Origin of the sequence: Mesorhizobium sp. M0816 (assembly GCF_040320005.1) — a bacterium.
Lineage (GTDB): Bacteria > Pseudomonadota > Alphaproteobacteria > Rhizobiales > Rhizobiaceae > Mesorhizobium.
Genome location: NZ_JAMYOT010000016.1, coordinates 1 through 18,474 on the forward strand (window position 1 = coordinate 1; position 18,474 = coordinate 18,474).

The window sequence follows — 18,474 nt, forward strand, 5'->3', positions numbered from 1 at the left end:
AACCCGCTCGGAATGTTCAGCCCGACGAACCCGGACGTGAAATGCGACAACTATCCGTTTCCGATGCCTGAGCAGCCGACCAAGATGGTGCCGGGGCCAATGTAATAGCGGCCGGGCTGCGATCCGAGCTTGCGAGGAAAGGCAGCCGGACTTCAATGGCGTTATCCCAGAGGACGCTTCTGGGATAACGTCCAACCAAAAGTCCGTTCCCGGAACTTCGGACTCGTTTTGCCGTTTGGCAACGACGGCACGAGACTGCCGCGAATTCACGAAGGCGTTCCAAGGAGCCGACCCGCGAAACGACGGAGGACCAAGTGAAAAGTCTGATCCAGACAGGATTGTCCGCAGCCGGTTCGGGTACGATCGTCAGCTTCGCCACGACAGCTGCGCTGGCCCTGCTTGCAAGGCGGGAAGGCAAAGGCGCCCTGCAGCCCACGAATGCGACCAGCCACTGGCTCTACGGCGAACAGGCCGCGTCCGTGCGGCGCGGTGACGTGGCGCACACGCTCGTCGGCTATGGCACGCATCACGCTTCCTCCATCTTCTGGGCATTCCTTTTCGAACTATGGCTCGCCTCGAGGCCGCCGCGTCCGTCGCTTCTGATATTTCGCGATGCGTTGGCGGCAGCGGCCATTGCCGCGGCAACAGATTATGGCTTCGTGCCGAAGCGGTTGACGCCAGGTTGGGAGACGGTGCTGCCGAAGCGATCTATCGCGGCGACTTTTGCGGTGATGGCGGTCGGTCTAGCGATGGGCGGCATGATCAACAAGGAATTGCGCCGGCAGCATTAGGGACAGGGATTTGAGACAGATGCTTCGCACGGCGCGTTCACATCATCGCGACGGGCGGATCGTCGCGCTCGTCCCATTCTGCGGCATCTCCACCTCATCGGGAACCTTTCTCAAGGGACATGGTTCCGAATGTGCGGCGAAAGCGTGCTGCTCATTCCTGCTATCGCCAAGGAGATTCGACCATGAAGCTTCGCGAGTTGTTGGATCAAGTAAAGGACCTGCCGCCGGACACCTTGGTCTGTGCCGCCGAAATCGATGAAGCCTTTGCAGTCAACGTTGTTGGCGTTGAAGCTGTCGAGAGCGCCAGAATCCAAAGCCGCAAACCGGATGGCACCGAAGCTGTCGAACTCGCTAACGGGACCGACAAAGTCATCGTGATCCGCTGGTGAAAACCGGGGAAGTTGCGTTCAACAGCATGATGTTCCGCTCCACTGTGGGGTGCTGAATTGCGAATGCTGGCAGCGTATCGATGGCGGCGGTCGCCTATGGCTTGGCGGGCATGGCTTGGACGAAAGCCGCCATCTGGCGTTCGAGCGCTTTGAACGCGCTGCCGCGCCAGCTCTCGGCCATGGAGGCCGATTTCGGATCAGGGAAGATTTCCTCCTCCCCTCGCGCCATGCCGTCCAGGATACCTTTCGCGACGCTCTCCGCGGAGCTCTTCGGTATATCGGCGTCTCTGCTCATGTCGGTGTCTATGGGACCGGACAGGACTGCATGAACGCTCACGCCACGAGCGCCGGCGAGAGCACGCAGCGATTGCGTCATGGAAAACGCGGCGGCCTTCGATAGTGAGTAAGACGGAATAATCGGGAAGGGAACGAGAGCCGCTTCCGACAGGATGTTGACCACGGCGCCGCGCGAATTCGTGAGCAGCGGCAGGAATGCGTGGGTTACGCCATGCACGCCGAGCAGGTTGACGGCGAGGTGTCGCTCGAGCGCAGCACGATCGCCAAGATCGTCGTAGAGCCCGATGCCGGCGTTGTTGATGAGGATATCGAGAGACCCGATCCGCTCGACAGCCGCCCCAATCTGCACCGCATCGGTCACGTCCAGGATCAGCGGCGTGACGCGCCGATCCGCGTGGGCGAGCGGTTTGCGCGCGCCGGCATAGACGCGCTTGGCACCCCGCCTCAATATTTCCTCGACCAGCGCCTTGCCGAGGCCGCGATTGGCCCCGGTCACGAGAACGGCTTTGTTTGTGACTTCCATCGATTTCGGCACGGCGATCTCTCTTCCTCTTGCATGAATGCAAGCCATTCGTTCTTGCATCATGCAAGTAGGCTATGGTTTTCTGTTCCCACGCTTGGACGCCGTCTGCCCCGTTGCATTGCTCCAGGGCAGCCGGCGCCGTGACCGGGCGAACCTTGCAACTAGGACCCGACTTCCAACGTCGTGTAGGAGATCGGCGAAGGCCGCTCCAGGAAGGCGCCGGTTATGGCCGAAACGAAATTCTTCGCGTCCGCCGAGCGTAGAAAAGCGTCGCGCTCCTGCTTCGATGCCCAGCGCTCGACGCAGATGGTAACGTTGGGCTCTGCCTCCGAGCGAAAGACGCTATAGTCGATGCACCCGCTTTGCTTGCGGGCCGCCCCCGCCACGTCCCGCAGGGCATTCCGCACCTTGCTTTCGATGCCGGGCTTCGCCGCTGCCGTCGTCATGACGATCATCTCGGCGCCATCGCCTGCCGCCTTGCGCTCGACGGCGCCGAGGTCCTCGTTTTGCGGCACAACCGTTGGGTTGGCGTTCTCTTCGCCCTTGTTGGGTTGCCCCTTGCCCGTCGAAATCAGGTCGCGGAGACTCGCGACATAGAAGCGCCACGAGTCATGGCAGACATCGTAGCATTCTTCACTCGGCGTCAGCCCGACATGGGTGAAACGCAGCTCGGTCCCCTTTTCGGTCGGCGCGATCTCGAAGACCACGTCCGTGCCGGTCCACTCGGTCGCATCCTTGACGAAGTTGAAGTAGTTCTGGACGACGTGCCAGACGACCTTCTTGCCAGGCACAAGCTCCGTGACCTTGAATGTGCCGCGGTGGATATCCTTGAAATGATAGTAGAATATCGCACCGAGCTTGTTGGTATCGCCATCTATATCTTCCGACCACCAGGCTCGCGGATTGACAACCGCGGCAAAAACCTCTTCGGGGCTTTGCTTAACGACGAATGACGTCGTGTAATCTTCTTCCTTTTTCATAACATATCTCCTGTCTGGATCTGATTGGTTGATGGACACCCGAAATCTCGGGCGATGAAGTGGAGCGACACTCTCTCGACCTCTGTCGCTTGCATCATGCAAGCACAATGCGTACTTGCATGATGCAAGTCAATAGGGTATGTTCACACCATGCTTGGTCGTCTCTATGAAAAACAAAACTGCTCGGCCTCACGCGCCCTGGAACTGGTCGGCGAGCGCTGGAGCCTGTTGATCCTGCGCGACGCGATATTCGGCGGCTGCACGCGCTTTTCGCAATTCCAGAAGAGCCTGGGGATCGCCACCAACATCCTGGCCAAGCGCCTCGAGGATTTCGTCGAGGCCGGCCTGATGGACCGTCGCCCGGGTGCCGCCGGCGAGCAGGCCGACTACGTCCTGACCCGGAAGGGGCTGGAATTCAAAACGGTCATTATCGCGCTGACCGAGTGGGGCGACAAATGGGTGCGGCCCGGACCCATCGTCTACTGCGACCAATCCGACGGCAAGCCGGTCGAGGTGCAATTGCGTCGCGCCGGCAATGGCAAGCGGGCCGACTTCGCCGACGTCGTGGCGGCCCTGCGCTAGGCACGGCGGCGGCTCCGGCCCGCAGCACGATCCAAGACGAAGCTGTTTCGCATCGTGCCATAATGCCCGCATATCTCACCTCCCGAGGTTGCATCCGTGGGCCGGGTCTGGTGGGTAGTTCGCGGGAGGAAACATGTCCGTCGGGCAGCGATCGACTTTGCGGCAACGTCTTCTTGCGGGACCGCGGCACGCCTGATCGCGTGCGGTGAGGAACGCCAGATTGCACTTGGGGCTGGTCCGCGCACCGTTCAGCGGAAGCTTGGGCAGCTTGCGGCAACAGGCAAGACGCAACCATTCGGTGGCCGTCGAGGGCGTCGTGGACGATCCCACCCATGCCATTAGGTTCAATAAGAAGTGGGTGGGAATTTAAAAAGTGGTGCCCCTAGCCAGGATCGAACCAGCACTCCTTGCGGAACTCGATTTTGAGCGACCGGATATGGCCTATCCTAACTTTATCCGGCGGTATCCAATTGTACGATAACCGATTGTAGCCACTAGCTTTTTCGGCCCGTCCAATCATCCATACCTAACCGGACATACGCCACGGTTTGATTTCTGGCTGCACCCATCCTGCACCTGAAATCAATGTCGAGGTCTCTCCATTCGTTTGCCCTTCGATCTTCGATCCAAACCTGCCGATGTCAAAGCACACTTATTACCTGGGGTGGAAGCGCATCCTCGAACGGGCGGGCGTGCCACATACCGGCGGCGCCCGGCCCCTCAGACGCGACACGCGTTAGCTAGGACGCTCGTTGCTCTCGGTCGATTCCCGAAAGCCATGTCATTGGACCTAGCCGCAGCCTCGCTTCGATCGCCGTCGCGAAGCGACATGACATCGCTCTGGCCGACGCTGTCGGCAGGACGTCACGAAGCGGACGCGGCGATTTTGGGGCGTCCGAACTCGACGTCCCAGCTGCGCTCCTGGGGTGCGGCTTCGCCACTCAGGCCGAGTTTGGGGAAAAGCAATTCGGCGACGTTAAACGCCTCTTCCAGATGCGGATAGCCGGACGCGATGATGGTTTCGATGCCGATCGCCTGATACTCGCGAATGCGCGCGGCAACATTGTCGGGATTGCCGACCAAGGCCGTTCCCGCACCTCCGCGCACCAGCCCCGGTCCCGCCCATAGATTCGGGCCGACGACCAGCCGGTCGCGCCGGCCCTGATGGAGCGCCGACATGCGCTTTTGGCCAACGGATTCCGAGATGTGGACAAATCCCTTCTGGGCTTCGGCGATCAGGTCGTCGGTGACGTGGCTGATCAGCCGGTCGGCCGCCGCCCACGCCTCATCCTCCGTTTCGCGTACGATCAGATGAATGCGAAGGCCGAAGCGCATCATGCGGCCTTGCGCCGCTGCGGCTTCCCTGACGCGGGCGATCTTTTCGACAAGCTGGTCCACCGGTTCACCCCAGCTCAGATAGGTGTCCACGTGCTTGGCGGCGATCGCGATGCCGGCATCCGAAGAGCCTCCGAACCAGAGTGGCGGATGCGGCCGCTGAACCGGCGGGAAGGAAATGTCGGTGCCATGGGCGGAAAGATATTTGCCGTCGAAATCCGCCGGCTCACCCGAAAGGATTCGCCGCCAGATCGTCAGGAACTCGTCGGTCTGTGCATAGCGCTCGTCATGACTGAGCTTGTTGCCGTCGCCGGCGAGATCGGCCGGTTCGGCACCGGTGACGACATTGAGCAGGACGCGGCCACCGGAAATGCGGTCCAGAGTGGCCGCATGACGCGCAAACAGCGCCGGTGTTCCGCTGCCCGGCCGAAGTGCCACGAGGAACTTCAGCCGTTCGGTGAGCGGGATCAGCCCGGCCGCCACGATCCAGGCGTCTTCACAACGCGTTCCTGTCGGCAGGAGCACACCCTTGAAGCCAAGCCGGTCCGCAGCCTGGGCGATCTCCCTGAGATAGCCGAAGGTTGCCGGGCGGTGCCGCTCGTCCGTGCCGAGATACGGTCCGTCGCCATGGGTCGGCAGATACCAGTAGAGGTCGAGCGGACGGGTGTTGCTGGACATCGGATTGTTTCCTTCAGCGATTGCGGAATGTCTAGGCAAGCGTCAGATCTTGCCCTTCCAGGGGATGAGGCGATGCTCCAGCCAGCGCATGCCGCTGGTAAAGGCGAAGGCAAGGATGGCGATGACGATGAGGCCGACGAAGACGACGTCGGTGGCGAGGAAATTGGCCGCCGACATGATCATATAGCCAAGGCCCGACTGGGCCGCGATCAGCTCGGCCGCTACCAGCGTGGACAATCCGGCGCCGATGGCAATCTTCAGGCCGGTCATGATTTCCGGCAACGCGGACGGCAGGATGATGCTGGTGAAAAGTTGCAGCCGGCTCGCACCGAGCGACAGCGCGGCATTGATGCGTTCGGCCGGCACCGACCGGACCCCGGCCTGTGCGGCAAAACAGATCGGGGCGAAGGTCGACAGCGACAGGAGCACGATCTTGGAAGTTTCGCCGATGCCCAGCCAGATGATCAGCAGCGGCAGGTAGGCCAAAGGCGGCAGACCCCAGTAGAGATCGATCGGAACGCTGAAGATGCCCTTGACCCACCGATTGAGTCCCATCAGCAGGCCGAGCGGAATGCCCAGGAAAATGCCGACACCGAGCGCCGCGGCGATGCGGCCGAGGCTGGCCAGTGTGTGCTCGAGCAGCGTACCGTTGGCATAGCCATCGGCCCAGACGGCGCTGAACTGGGTCAGTACCTCGGCGGGCGACGGCAGGAACAGCGGCGACGCCCAGCCGAAGCGCGTGGCCAAAAACCACAAGGCGATGAGCGACGCCAGCGTGACCAGGCTGATGCCGAGCGTGCTTGTCGAAGCGGACCGGCGCGTCTTGGGAGACGGCGCGCGCTGAGCTATCGAAGACGAAAAAGAGGTTCCGGAATTGGCGGCGAGCGTCATTGCAAGGTTCCTGTGCGGGCGCCTTCCGGCTGGTGGATGAGCGAGCGGATTTCCTGCCGCAGTTCGATGAAACGCGGGTGGGACTGGATCGGCCCGATGTCGCCGCTCTCAGCGAAGTCGCGAACGAAGTCGGCGTCGAACCGGGCAACGATGCGGCCTGGTCGAGGCGACATCACAACGATGGTGGTGCCGAGCGTGAGGGCTTCCTCGATCGAATGGGTAATGAACAGGATCTGCTTGCCGGTCTTGGCCCAGACCGAGGCCAGAAGCTGCTGCATCGTCTCGCGCGTCAGGCTGTCGAGGGCGCCGAACGGCTCGTCCATCAGCAGGATCTTCGGATCGGTGGCCAGCGCCCGCGCGATGCCGACTCGCTGGCGCATGCCGCCGGACAGTTCATAGGGCGGCTTTTCGGCGAAATCGGCGAGCCCGACCAGTTCCAGCAGACGCCTCGATCGCTCATGGCGTTCGCCGCGCCGCACGCCCCGGTATTTCAGGCCGAGAGCGACATTGTCCAGCACATTGGCCCAGGGCAGCAAGGTATCTTTCTGGAAGACGACGCCACGATCGCCGCCGGGCGCGACAATTTCTTTTCCGTCCAGTGTGATCGTGCCTTCGGTGAGCGGCAGGAAGCCGGCGATCGCGTTGAGCAATGTCGACTTGCCGCATCCGGAAGCACCAACCGCGACAACGATGGAATCTGGAGCGATATCGAGCGAGACGTGATCAAGCGCGTGCACGTCCTGGCCATCCGAGGCCGGAAAGGTCACGCTGGCATCGCGGATTCGAAGCATGGTGGGCCTCCAAGCAGTCTGGCTGGCGAGAATTCCGCCAGCCGGAACCTGAATGTCGTCAGGTGATTTCTAGTTCGAGGCCTTGGCAGCGTCTGCGTATTCCGGATCGGCGAACGCGGCGTAGCTGTCCTTGATGGCGGTGATCTTGTGCTGGTCCTTCAGGAAGCCTGCGGTGTCCTTGAGGATTTTCGCAACGGCGCTCTTGTCGCCACCGCCCAGCCATTTGTCGGACACCTGCTCGTCGAGCGGCGGAACCACAGTCGTCTTCAACTGCTCCGAATTCTCGGCCGCCGTGCCGCCCTGCAGACCGGCGACCAGCTTGGCGCTCTCTGAGTCCGGTCCCCATGCGGCCGGGTTGCTCAGGTAGGCCGTGTTGTAGCCGTCGATCAGCCGGACATACTGGCCGAGGAAGTCGGGATTGGCCTTGGCGAAATCGCCGGTCACGACCAGCGCGCTGAAGGTCGGCGCGCCACGGTCGGCGACCTGGCCGGCTGTGAGCAGAACCTTGCCGTCCTTTTTGAGTTCAGAGAGTGCCGGATCCCAGACGAAGGCCCCGTCAATGTCGCCGCGCTTCCAGGCAGCAACGATTTCGGGCTGCGGAATGGCGATGACCTGGGTTTCCTTCTCCGAAATGCCTTCCTGCTTGAGGACGGCGAGAAGCTGGTAATGATCCGTCGATACCGGCGCGGCCGCGAGCTTCTTGCCCCGCAGGTCGGCCGGCGACTTGATATCGGGCCGCACCACCAGGGCTTCTCCGTCACGGGAGACCGAGGAGATGTAGAAGGCCTTCACGTCGATGCCCCTGCTGACGGCTGCGGCGAACGGGCTTGATCCGACATCGCCGATCTGGACGTCGCCGGATGCGATGGCAGCAAAGATGTCAGCACCGGAATTGAAGCGGCGGTATTCGATGTTCCAGCCGGTTTTCTTGGCAAGATCGCCGTTGGCAATGCCGAGATTGTAGGGATTGGCACCGGTCTGGTAGGCGATGACGACTTTCTTGTCGTCGGCATGCGCTGCAGCGGATGTGGCCGCTATGGCAAGCCCGATAAGGGCGGCGGAAATAAGCTTTCGCATGGAGCCTTAATCCTTTTGAACAGAGGGCAAACCCCTCGACTGCCCGCCCTATTCAAAGAGCGTTGGATTAAAGTCCACTGATATTATAGACTTAGATAGCAATGGAATTCTTAAAATCAGCTCGCGCTTAAAAAAGAATTCGGATTTAGACGGCACGCTGTCGCCCGCGGGATTATTCAGGCGCAAAATGCGGAGTGCTTACGGGCCGCGCCTTGGCTATATATCGCCTATCAGGCACTTGCCTTGGCACTTTATCCGTCAGGCCGAAGCCGCCCGGACCGGTTGGCTCTTCGGCTGGCGCGGTGAAAGCAGGGCAACGAATTGATCCACGGCCTGCCCGGCCCGCGCCAGAACCAGCGAATCTACGAGCTTGCCGTCGGCAAAGTCGCTGTCACTGCCATAGACGGCGCTCGGCACCGTCAGGGCGGAGTAAAAGCCAAACAGCGAGCGAAGCTGATGTTCGACTACCAGCGCGTGGCGCTGGCCACCACCCGTCGCGCCGATCAGGACCGGCCGGTCGACGAGCGCCAGTGGATCGATGAGGTCGAACAGATGCTTGAACAGGCCAGCATAGGAGCCGTTGTAGACCGGCGTCGTGACGATCAGCGCGTCGGCCTGTTCGACCGCGTTTACCACATTCAGCGCCTCCGGCGTCAATTCCTTTCGAGTAAACGCAGCACCCAGACCACGGCCGGCATCGACAAGATCGAGGAAATTTACTGTGACAGACAATCTTTCGCGCAGCGCCTCGCCGAGATGATGCGCCAGCGTCCGGGACTTCGACGGCCTGTGGGTGTTGCCCGAAAGCACGACGATGTTCTGGCGCAGCCGTTCGACGTGGAAATTCATGGGCTCTCTCATCTGTCCAAAGCAATTGGAAACGGGGGCGGGGCGCCGGCCCCGCCATTTCGTCGGCGACCGTCAGGCGGCGCGCAGAGGCCGTGTCAGCGGGATCGGCGCGGCCGGCTCCGAACGCGGCACGCGGCCTTCGACCGGATGGCTCGGATCATTGAACCCATGCGTTGAGGCATGGCCGGCGGTGACGAGGCGGTCGACAAAGGCCTCGTCCTCGGCGCTCAGCCTGAAGTCCAGCGCCTTCGCATAGCTGTCCCACTGTTCCTCGGTGCGCGGGCCGGCGATCGCCGCCGTGATCAGCCGGTTGTTCAACACCCAGGCCAGCGCGAAATCGGCGGCCGAGACGCCGCGTGACTTTGCGTGCGCCGCGATCTGCCTGGCGATCTCAATCGATTCCGGGCGCCACTCGGTCTCGGCGATGCGCTTGTCGCCACGGCCGGCCCGCGTGTCGGCGGCAGGCGCCTGGTTCGGCTCGTATTTGCCGGTCAGCACGCCGCGCGCCAGCGGGCTGTAGGAGACGACGCCAAGACCGTAATAGGCGGCCGCCGGCAGCTGTTCGGCCTCGGCGGTGCGGTTGACGATGTTGTAGAGCGGCTGGCTGGCCACCGGCCGGTCGATGCCAAGTTCATCGGCCAGATGCGCGACTTCGGCGATGCGCCAGCCACGAAAGTTGGACACGCCGAAATAGCGTAGCTTACCTTGGCGGATCAGGTCGGCGATCGCCCGCACCGGCTCCTCCAGCGGCGCATCGAAGACGGCACGATGGAAGTAGAACAGGTCGATATAGTCTGTTCCAAGGCGGCGCAGGCTGTTCTCGACGGTCTGGATCACCCATTTGCGCGAATGGCCGCCGAGATTGGGACCTTTGTCGTGGGAGTTGACGAATTTGGTCGCCACGACCCAATGATCGCGCGTCGCCTTGATGCCGCGACCGACGACTTCCTCGGACTTGCCGTTGTGGTAGACGTCGGCGGTGTCAATGAAGTTGATGCCTTGCTCGCGCGCCTTGTCGATGATGCGATGCGCGACCGTCTCCTCGGTCGGCCCGCCGAACATCATCGTGCCCAGGCTGAGCGGCGAAACCTTCAGGGCGCTGCGGCCAAGATAACGGTAATCGGACATTTTTCTGCTCCGTTGAACTTTCAATTGAGGGTTGGTTCGGCGTAGTGGCAGGCGACGTGGTGTCCGGGCGAGATCGCCCGGAATGCCGGCTCTTGCGAACGGCATAGATCCGTCGCCAGCGGGCAGCGCGTGTGAAAGCGGCAACCGTTCGGGATGTTCTGCGGGCTCGGCAGATCGCCATGGATCGGCGCGGCCTGGCGGCGCCGCGACGGGTCCGGCACGGCATCCATCAGCGCGCGCGTGTAGGGATGCTGGGGCGAGGTCCACAGCGTCGAATTGTCGGCGCTTTCGACGATGCGGCCGAGATACATGACCAGCACCCGGTCGGCGAAATAGCGGACGACTGATAGATCGTGCGAAATGAAGAGATAGGACAGCCCGAGCTGACGTTTCATGTCGACCAACAGGTTGAGGATCTGCGCCTGGATCGAAAGGTCGAGCGCCGACACCGGCTCGTCGCAGACGACCAGTTCCGGATTGAGGATCAGCGCCCGGGCGATGCCGATGCGCTGGCGTTGCCCGCCGGAAAATTCATGCGGGTAGCGGCCGAGAGCATCTACAGGCAATCCTACACGCTGGACTATGTCCTCGACAATTTTCCGCCGCTCGGCCTTGTTGCCAATGCCATGGACCTTCAGGGGTGCTGTCAGGATGTCGCCGATCATGTGGCGCGGATTGAGCGATGCGAACGGATCCTGGAAGATCATCTGGATATTACGGCGCGCCGCCTTCAGCCGGCGCGCGTCGAGAACGGTGATGTCGGTGCCGTTGAACTCGATCCTGCCGCTAGTCGGGTCGACCAGCCGCATGATGGTCTTGCCTAGCGTCGATTTTCCGCAACCGCTTTCGCCGACGAGACCAACCGTCTCGCCGCGTCCGACTTCGAGGGATACACCATCGACGGCGCGCAGCGTGCCGCCCTGGGCGTGGAAATGGGTGGAAAGGTCAGAGACCGAGAGCAGTGCCATGCGCAACCTCCGGAATGAAGCTGTAGGGGCAGGCGACTAGACGATCCTCGCTCACTTCGACGAGGGCGGGTACGAAATGGGCGCAGCTGTCGCGCGCCACCGCGCAGCGCGGGCGGAACGGGCAGCCCTTTTCGCCGGCGGCCGAGACGATACTGCCGGGAATCTCCGTCAGCCTGGCGTCGCGGTAGTGGAGATTGGTCTTCAGCCGCGGCGACGCCGCCAGCAGGCCGCGCGTATAGGGGTGAAGGGGTGTTCTGAACAGCACGCCGGGCAGCGCCTGTTCAACCTTGCGGCCGGCATACATGACGACGACCTTGTCGGCCCATTGTGCGACGACACCAAGATCGTGGGTGATGAGCACGACAGCCATCGACAGTTCGCGGCGCAGCGTATCGAGCAGGTCGAGCACCTGCGCCTGGATGGTCACGTCGAGCGCCGTCGTCGGTTCGTCGGCAATCAGCAGGCGCGGTCGGCAGGCAACGGCGATGGCAATCATGACGCGCTGGCGCATGCCGCCGGAAAGCTGGTGCGGATAGTCGTCGATACGCCGCTGCGGATCGGGAATGCGAACCAGATTGAGAAGCTCGATGGCACGGTTCCCCGCTGCCTTGCCGCGTATGCCTTCGTGCAGCGTCAGCACCTCGGTGATCTGCCGGCCGATGGTCAGCACCGGATTGAGCGACGTCATCGGCTCCTGGAAGATCATGGCGATCTCGCGTCCGCGCAGGTTCCGCATAGCCTTCTGGTCGAGACCGAGCAGGTCCTTGCCGGCGAATTCGATCCTGCCATTGGGGATTTTCGCCGAGCGCGGCAGAAGCTGCATCAGGGCGAGCGCGGTCAGCGACTTGCCGGAGCCTGATTCACCAACGATCGCCAGCGTCTCGCCCTCACCGACCTCGAAGCTCAGCCGGCTGACCGGCTCGGCGGTCGGGAAGCGAACCGTCAGATTGTCGATCCTGAGCAAAGGAGCGGCCATCTCTATCGCTCCTGCGAGAAGCGCGGGTTGAGCGCGTCGTTGAGGCCGTCACCGATCAGGTTCAGCGCCAGCACGGTAAAGACGATCGCCAGTCCCGGAAGCGCTGTCAGATACCAAGCGGTGCGGATCAATTCCCTGCCCGCTCCGATCATCGAGCCCCAGCTGACGACGTTGGGATCGCCGAGGCCCATGAAGGACAGCGCCGATTCCATCAGGATCGCGGTCGCCACCATCACCGACGAGGTCACGATCAACGGCGGCAGCGCATTGGGCAGGATCTCGCGGAAGATAATGCGGACATGGCCGTAGCCGAGGCTGCGGGCGGCCATGACGAAATCCTTCTCGCGGATGGCCCGGAACTCGGCGCGGGTCAACCGCGCCACCGTCGGCCAGGTGATGACGGCGATCGCCACTGTCACGACAGGCGCGGTCGGCTGCGCGATCGCCACCATGACGACCAGCAGCACGAAGCTCGGTATGGTCTGAAAGATCTCGATCAGGCGCACCAGCAGGTCGTCGATCCAGCCGCCGAAGTAGCCGGCGGCGGCGCCGACCAGGATGCCGAAGCTGAGGCCGAGCGCGGTCGCCACCAGGCCGACGAACAGCGAAATCCGCGCGCCATGCAGAATGCCGGAAAGCACATCGCGGCCCATGGAGTCCGTGCCCAGTGGGAAGGCTGGGTTCTGGCCCGGCCACAGGAAGGGCCGCGCCACCATCGATAGCGGATCGGCCGGATAGAGGACTGGTGCTAGCAGTGCGGCCAGCACGACCAACGACAGGAACACCACGCCGAACATGGCGTTGGGATTACTCAGGAAAACCTTCAGCGCACGCCCTCCAACGGCTATCGGCACCGACGCTGCCGAAGCGGAGCGTGCGTCGGGCGCGTGGAGATTGCTCCAGCTCTTTGCCTCGGGCTCAGGCGGTGCCGCGGGCCCGCGGGCATCGGCATGGAGACGGCGGGAACGGGCATCGCCGGCTGCGAAATCGGTGGAAGCCATCAGCGTACTCCGACGCGGGGATCAAGCCAGGCGTGCAGAAGATCGACGGTCGCGTTGGCGACGATGACCAGCAGCGACGACAACAGGAGGATGCCGAGCAGCACCGTGAAATCGCGACCCATGACCGCCTCGAATGCAAGGCGCCCGAGGCCGGGCCAGGAATAGACGGTCTCGACAACCACGGCGCCGCCGAGCATGCCGCCAACATGCATGCCGGCCATGGTGGTGATGGGGATCAGCGCATTGCGCAGGACATGTCTGATGGTGATGACGGTCGGCGACAGGCCCTTGGCGGCTGCGGTGCGCACGTAGTCCTGCGACTGGACCTCCAGCATCGCCGCTCGTGTCAGCCGCGCATAGATCGCCACGTAGAACAGCGCCAGCGACAGTGCCGGCAGGATCATGTAGCGCGCCCTGTCCCAGAGCCCGGCAAGGCCGGTCAGGTTGCTGCCGATGGTTCCCGAGCCGCCGCTCGGCAGCCAGCCGAGCTTGACCGAAAACAACACGATCAGCATCAAGCCGATCCAGAAACCCGGGATTGAATAGAACAGCAGCGAAATAACGGAGAGCAGACGATCCGGCAGGCGCCCGGCAAACACCGCCATCACCGATCCAAGGGCGAGGCCGAGCACAATGGCGACGGCCAGAGCCACCGCCATCAGCACCAGCGTGCCGGGCAGCCGCTGGCCGATCAGGTCGGCGACTGGCATGCCGTAGCGCGGCGAAAAGCCGAGGCTGAAATGCGCCAGATTGTAGAGATAGTTGAACAGCTGGACGAGCAGCGGATTGTCGAGCCCAAAGCGCTGGCGCAGTGCCGCCATGGTCTCCACCGTGGCCGAACCAGCCTCGCCAGCCATGACGTCGGCCGCATCGCCCGGCGCGAGCTGCAGCAGAAAGAAATTCAGGATCACGATGCCCAGAACGGTCGGCACCGCCTGTATCGCGGTGCGTCGAAACGTTCTGCCAATGCGCGTCAGGGTCGACATCGTTTTCGCTATCCCGGCTGTGGCTGACGATGCGGGTTTGCTGTTTCCCGGAAAGTTTCGTGCTTTTTAGTTGACAAAATTTATAGACATTGTCAAACCTGATTTAAGAAATTTTATCCTGCAAATGGCGACTTTGCAGAATAGAATTTTATTTCATGCTACGAAATTAGCGGTTTGAGGCATGAAATCTTAAGCGCGGGAGCGGGTCGGCCAAATCTTTTCGCAAACGGGCCCGCTCTTGGAACAATAGATTTTTAACTCGGTGGCCGAGGATCGGCCGATCGGGGGCGGCAGCAAAAAAGGACTAGGGCGCGATGTCTCATTTCCTCATTCCGAACCGCCGCAGGTTCCTCGGCATCTCGGCAGCCGCACTCGGAGCGACGCTGTTGCCTGCATCGCGCAGCGCCTACGCCGCCGAGCCGAAACAGGGTGGAATGGCGACGCTGGTGCTCTCGGCTGAGCCGCCTGTGCTGACGACCATCGCCCACACGGCATTCAATTCGGTCTACGTCTCGGCAAAGACCACCGAGGGCCTGCTGACCTATGATTTCGATCTCACGCCGCGCCCATCCCTGGCCAGACAATGGTCGGTCAGTGACGATGGGCTGCAATACACCTTCAAGCTGCGCGAAGGCGTGAAGTGGCATGATGGCCAGCCGTTCACCGCCGCCGACGTCGCCTATTCGATCACCACGATCAGAGAGGTTCATCCGCGCGGCCGCAACACCTTCCTCAACCTTGTAGACATCCAGACGCCGGATCCGCTGACGGTGACGCTGGTTCTGTCGAGGCCGGCGCCTTACCTGATCACGGCCTTGGCCGCGGCCGAAACGCCGATCGTGCCGAAGCACCTCTATGACGGCACAAAGGCAGCCGAAAATCCGGTCAACGTCGCTCCGGTCGGCACCGGCCCTTTCGTCTTCAAGGAATGGCTGCGCGGCAGCCACATCGTCTACGAACGTAATCCCGACTATTGGGACGCGCCGCGCCCCTACCTTGACCGGCTGATTGTCCGTTTCATCCCTGACGCTTCGGCGCGCGCATTGGCGCTGGAGACCGGCGAGATCGATCTGGCGCCGGCCACGCCGATTCCGTACAGCGATTTGCAGCGCTTCGAAACGCTGCCGCATATCGGCTTCGAGAAGCAGGGTTATCAGTATTCCAATGGCATCAGCCGGGTCGAGTTCAACCTGGAGAAACCCTATTTCCAGGATGTTCGCGTCCGCCGTGCCTTCGCCCATGTTATCGACCGCAACGTCATCCGCGAGACGATCAACTATGGCTATGGCGCGACCATTCCAGGCCCGATCAACCCCAATCTGAAGAAGTGGTACGTCGCCGACCTGAAGACCTATCCGGTCGACATTGCCACTGCCGAGAAACTGCTCGACGAAGCAGGCTTGCCGCGCGACGCCAACGGTACCCGGCTCAAGCTTGTCCACGACTATGTCCCGAGCGGCGAAACCTACAAGCGCGGCGCCGACTACATCAAGCAGGCATTGGCCGCGGTCGGGATCGAGGTCACCGTGCGCAGCCAGGATTTTGCCACCTACACCAAGCGCATCTACACCGACCGCGATTTCGACTTCACCTTCAACGGCATGAGCAATCTGTTCGACCCGACGGTAGGCGTACAGCGGCTCTACTGGTCGAAGAACTTCAAGCCCGGCGTGCCGTTCTCCAACGGTTCGAAATACAGCAATGCCAAGGTCGACGAACTTCTTGAAGCGGCCGCCGTCGAGGTCGACCACGAAAAGCGCTTCGAGCAATGGGCCGCGATCCAGCAGATCCTTGTCGAGGACCTGCCCGACATCGGCATCGTCAGCCAACCGGAAATCACCCTCTACAACAGGCGCATAGCCGGTCACACGGTGGGCGCCGAGGGCAATGCCGGCTCCCTCGCAACCGCCCATATCGTCGCCTGAGCCTGACCCGTGCGCGGTCCTTCGCACGGGTTCCCTTCCTCCACCCGAGAAAGTTCGCCATGACGCTCGCCCACAAGCCTGGTTCCATCGTCGGCACGCCCTTCTTCAAGGCGCCGACCGACTATCCGGACAGCCCGCTGTCGAAAGCACTTCAGCAGCCGGTGCTGCTCGGGCTGTTCCTGCCGATCCAGGCCGGTGGCTGGACCAACTCGACGCTGCCGCGCTCGACCGACTGGCGCTTCGACTACAATCGCGATCTGACGTTGAAGGCCGAGGAGCTTGGCTTCGACCTCGTCTTCGCGCTCAGTCAATGGCTGCCCAAGGGCGGCTATGGCGGCGTTTTCAACGGCCAGGCGCTGGACAGTTTTGTGTCCGTGGCGGCCATGGCCGCGATCACCAAGAAGATCATGCTGATTTCGACCATGCATGTTCTCTACGGCCCGTGGCATCCGCTGCATCTGGCGAAGTTCGGCGCCACGCTCGACCACATCTCCGGCGGCCGCTGGGGCATCAACGTGGTCACCGGTCATCGCGCTGTCGAACATGAAATGTTCGGCTGGAACCGCATCGAGCATGACCGCCGCTATGAACTCGCCGCCGAATTCGTCGAAGTGCTGCAGCGGCTGTGGCAGGATGATGAGAATTTCTCCTTCTCCGGAGAATCGAGCTGGAAGCTCAATGGCGGCTTCGTCACGCCGAAGCCGAATTACGGCAGGCCGATCCTGGTCAACGCCACTGGCTCCGATGCCGGCATTTCCTTTGCCGGCCGCTATTCCGACATCGTCTTCGTCACCAGCCCGGCCGGCTCCGACATCGCCAGCGCGCTGGAGGCGCTGCCGGCGCATACGGAGAAAGTGAAGGACGCGGCCCTTGGTGTCGGCCGCACCGTGCGCACTCTGCTCAATCCGCTGATCATCAGCCGGCCGACCGAGAAGGAAGCCTGGGCGGTCGCCGATGAGATCGTCGCCCATGCCGACAGCCGCACGCCGAAAGGCTTCCAGACCTTCAACAGCGACGCCCAGGCCTGGAAAGGACGCGAAGGCCGCGAGGACCCCTACGCCAAGGTCGGCGGCAACATCTACCTCATCGGCACGCCCGAACAGATCGTCGACCAGTTCGTCAAGTTGAAGGACGCCGGCATTGACGGCCTGCAGCTGTCCTTCTTCGATTTCAAGCCTGACCTCGAATTCTTCGGCGAGAACATCCTGCCGCTGATGAAGCAGGCTGGCCTGCGCAACACCTAAGGAGCCATCATGACCGCGACTGGGATCTCCGAAATCTGGTACACACGCTGCCCGGTGCCGACGCCTGTCGGGCTCGCCGCACAGCTCGGGCTTCTCCACGAGACCTTTCGCAAGGAGGGGATCGAATTGAAGTCGATCATCGATTCGCCCAATCGCGACATCCGCCAGAGCCATTTCAACCACACGCTCGACTGGTCGTTCCGCCACGGCGGCAACGTGCCGCCGATCCGCGCGCGGTCCGAAGGGCGCAAGACGCGTCTCGTCGGCATCACTTGGACCGACGAATTCCAGGCAATTATCGCCCTGCCCGGTTGCGGCATCAGGACAACCCAGGACCTGAAAGGCCGCCGCTTCGGCATCGCCCGGCGCCCCGAAGGCATCGTCGACTTCATGCGGGCGACGGCGCTGAAGGGCCTGGTCTCGGCCCTCTCGCTCGAAGCCCTCAGCCATGGCGACGTCGAGATCGTCGACATAGCGTTGGCCGACAGCGTTCTCGACAGCCAGGAAGGACCGTCGCTGTTCGGCCTCAAGCGCAAGCAGGCCTATGGCGAGGAAGCCGCAGCCCTGATCCGGGGCGAGGTCGACGCCATCTATGTGAAGGGCACGGCCGGCATCAACGTCGCCAATCTGATCGGCGCCATCCAGGTCGCCGAATTCGGCTTCCACCCCGACCCGAACATCCGCATCAATTCCGGTTCGCCGCGGGTGTTGACCGTCGATGACCTGCTGGCCGAGAAACGCCCCGATCTGGTCGCGCGACTGATCGAGACCATCCTGCGCGCCAGCGCCTGGGCCGAGGCGCATCCGGAAGAGACGAGGCGCTTCGTCGCCCGCGAAGCCGGTGCCACCGAGGAGCAGGTGCTGGCCGCCAACGGCCCGGATGTCCACAAACATCTCGGCCTCGGACTGCAGCCTGAGCTGGTCGGCGCGATTTCCCACTACAAGGATTTCCTGCGCGACTGGGGCTTCCTCGCCGGCGACTTCGACGTCGAGGCCTGGGTCGATCGACGACCCTTCGATCTGGTCGATACGCGCGCCGCCGCCTGAGAGGAAAGCCAGCATC

Annotated in this window: 18 protein-coding genes; 6 read left to right on the forward strand and 12 right to left on the reverse strand. The window is 62.5% G+C overall.

Annotated elements, in window-relative coordinates; genetic code table 11:
- Positions 1-314: 314 nt before the first annotated feature.
- Positions 315-791: a hypothetical protein gene (locus NKI17_RS23135; protein ID WP_352570535.1), complete on the forward strand. Its 477-nt coding sequence runs from the start codon at positions 315-317 to the stop codon at positions 789-791.
- 182 nt (positions 792-973) lie between these two features.
- Positions 974-1,180: a hypothetical protein gene (locus NKI17_RS23140; RefSeq protein ID WP_023677964.1), complete on the forward strand. Its 207-nt coding sequence runs from the start codon at positions 974-976 to the stop codon at positions 1,178-1,180.
- A gap of 94 nt (positions 1,181-1,274) precedes the next feature.
- On the opposite strand, the gene NKI17_RS23145 is transcribed toward NKI17_RS23140, so the two are convergent.
- Together NKI17_RS23145 and NKI17_RS23150 are read right to left on the reverse strand one after the other, a co-directional pair.
- Positions 1,275-2,012 (reverse strand): SDR family NAD(P)-dependent oxidoreductase, encoded by a 738-nt coding sequence (locus NKI17_RS23145; RefSeq protein ID WP_352570536.1) that lies wholly within the window; start codon positions 2,010-2,012, stop codon positions 1,275-1,277.
- A 149-nt stretch (positions 2,013-2,161) separates the two neighbouring features.
- A complete protein-coding gene (locus tag NKI17_RS23150; RefSeq protein ID WP_352570538.1) occupies positions 2,162-2,980 on the reverse strand; it encodes an antibiotic biosynthesis monooxygenase in 819 nt (272 codons plus the stop codon).
- A gap of 150 nt (positions 2,981-3,130) precedes the next feature.
- Between NKI17_RS23150 and NKI17_RS23155 the strand changes: the two genes are divergently transcribed.
- Positions 3,131-3,562 carry a winged helix-turn-helix transcriptional regulator gene (locus NKI17_RS23155; protein ID WP_352456668.1) on the forward strand — a complete coding sequence of 144 codons (432 nt, stop codon included), beginning with the start codon at positions 3,131-3,133 and terminating at the stop codon, positions 3,560-3,562.
- 864 nt (positions 3,563-4,426) lie between these two features.
- On the opposite strand, the gene ssuD is transcribed toward NKI17_RS23155, so the two are convergent.
- The 10 genes from ssuD to NKI17_RS23205 form a co-directional block, all read right to left on the reverse strand.
- A complete protein-coding gene (ssuD, locus tag NKI17_RS23160; protein WP_352906853.1) occupies positions 4,427-5,575 on the reverse strand; it encodes an FMNH2-dependent alkanesulfonate monooxygenase in 1,149 nt (382 codons plus the stop codon).
- A gap of 42 nt (positions 5,576-5,617) precedes the next feature.
- The gene (locus NKI17_RS23165) at positions 5,618-6,466 is read right to left on the reverse strand and encodes an ABC transporter permease subunit (RefSeq protein ID WP_352542466.1); all 849 of its coding nucleotides are present in this window, start codon (positions 6,464-6,466) and stop codon (positions 5,618-5,620) included.
- The gene (locus NKI17_RS23170) at positions 6,463-7,257 is read right to left on the reverse strand and encodes a taurine ABC transporter ATP-binding protein (protein WP_352471351.1); all 795 of its coding nucleotides are present in this window, start codon (positions 7,255-7,257) and stop codon (positions 6,463-6,465) included. Before NKI17_RS23170 ends, NKI17_RS23165 begins: the two co-directional genes overlap by 4 nt.
- Before the next feature lie 69 nt (positions 7,258-7,326).
- The gene (gene tauA, locus NKI17_RS23175) at positions 7,327-8,334 is read right to left on the reverse strand and encodes a taurine ABC transporter substrate-binding protein (RefSeq protein WP_352906854.1); all 1,008 of its coding nucleotides are present in this window, start codon (positions 8,332-8,334) and stop codon (positions 7,327-7,329) included.
- Positions 8,335-8,592: 258 nt separating this feature from the next.
- The gene (gene msuE / locus NKI17_RS23180) at positions 8,593-9,183 is read right to left on the reverse strand and encodes an FMN reductase (RefSeq protein ID WP_352906855.1); all 591 of its coding nucleotides are present in this window, start codon (positions 9,181-9,183) and stop codon (positions 8,593-8,595) included.
- Positions 9,184-9,255: 72 nt separating this feature from the next.
- Positions 9,256-10,311 (reverse strand): aldo/keto reductase, encoded by a 1,056-nt coding sequence (locus NKI17_RS23185; RefSeq protein WP_352623097.1) that lies wholly within the window; start codon positions 10,309-10,311, stop codon positions 9,256-9,258.
- Positions 10,312-10,331: 20 nt separating this feature from the next.
- A complete protein-coding gene (locus NKI17_RS23190; protein ID WP_352637683.1) occupies positions 10,332-11,279 on the reverse strand; it encodes an ABC transporter ATP-binding protein in 948 nt (315 codons plus the stop codon).
- A complete protein-coding gene (locus tag NKI17_RS23195) occupies positions 11,257-12,255 on the reverse strand; it encodes an ABC transporter ATP-binding protein (RefSeq protein WP_352906856.1) in 999 nt (332 codons plus the stop codon). Before NKI17_RS23195 ends, NKI17_RS23190 begins: the two co-directional genes overlap by 23 nt.
- 2 nt (positions 12,256-12,257) lie before the next feature.
- A complete protein-coding gene (locus NKI17_RS23200) occupies positions 12,258-13,256 on the reverse strand; it encodes an ABC transporter permease (RefSeq protein ID WP_352906857.1) in 999 nt (332 codons plus the stop codon).
- On the reverse strand, positions 13,256-14,242 hold the full coding sequence (locus NKI17_RS23205; RefSeq protein WP_352906858.1) for an ABC transporter permease: 987 nt from the start codon (positions 14,240-14,242) through the stop codon (positions 13,256-13,258). The genes NKI17_RS23200 and NKI17_RS23205 overlap by 1 nt, the downstream gene beginning before the upstream one ends.
- A 314-nt stretch (positions 14,243-14,556) precedes the next feature.
- On the opposite strand from NKI17_RS23205, the gene NKI17_RS23210 reads away from it, so the two are divergent.
- Genes NKI17_RS23210 through NKI17_RS23220 form a run of 3 tightly spaced genes read left to right on the forward strand, consistent with a single transcriptional unit; the run spans position 14,557 to position 18,458 of the window.
- Complete coding sequence (locus NKI17_RS23210) at positions 14,557-16,167, forward strand: ABC transporter substrate-binding protein (protein WP_352647917.1); 1,611 nt, start codon at positions 14,557-14,559, stop codon at positions 16,165-16,167.
- 59 nt (positions 16,168-16,226) lie between these two features.
- Positions 16,227-17,411, forward strand: coding sequence for an LLM class flavin-dependent oxidoreductase (locus tag NKI17_RS23215; RefSeq protein ID WP_352783412.1), 1,185 nt, complete (start codon positions 16,227-16,229; stop codon positions 17,409-17,411).
- A gap of 9 nt (positions 17,412-17,420) precedes the next feature.
- A complete protein-coding gene (locus NKI17_RS23220; protein ID WP_352647912.1) occupies positions 17,421-18,458 on the forward strand; it encodes an ABC transporter substrate-binding protein in 1,038 nt (345 codons plus the stop codon).
- Positions 18,459-18,474 lie beyond the last annotated feature (16 nt).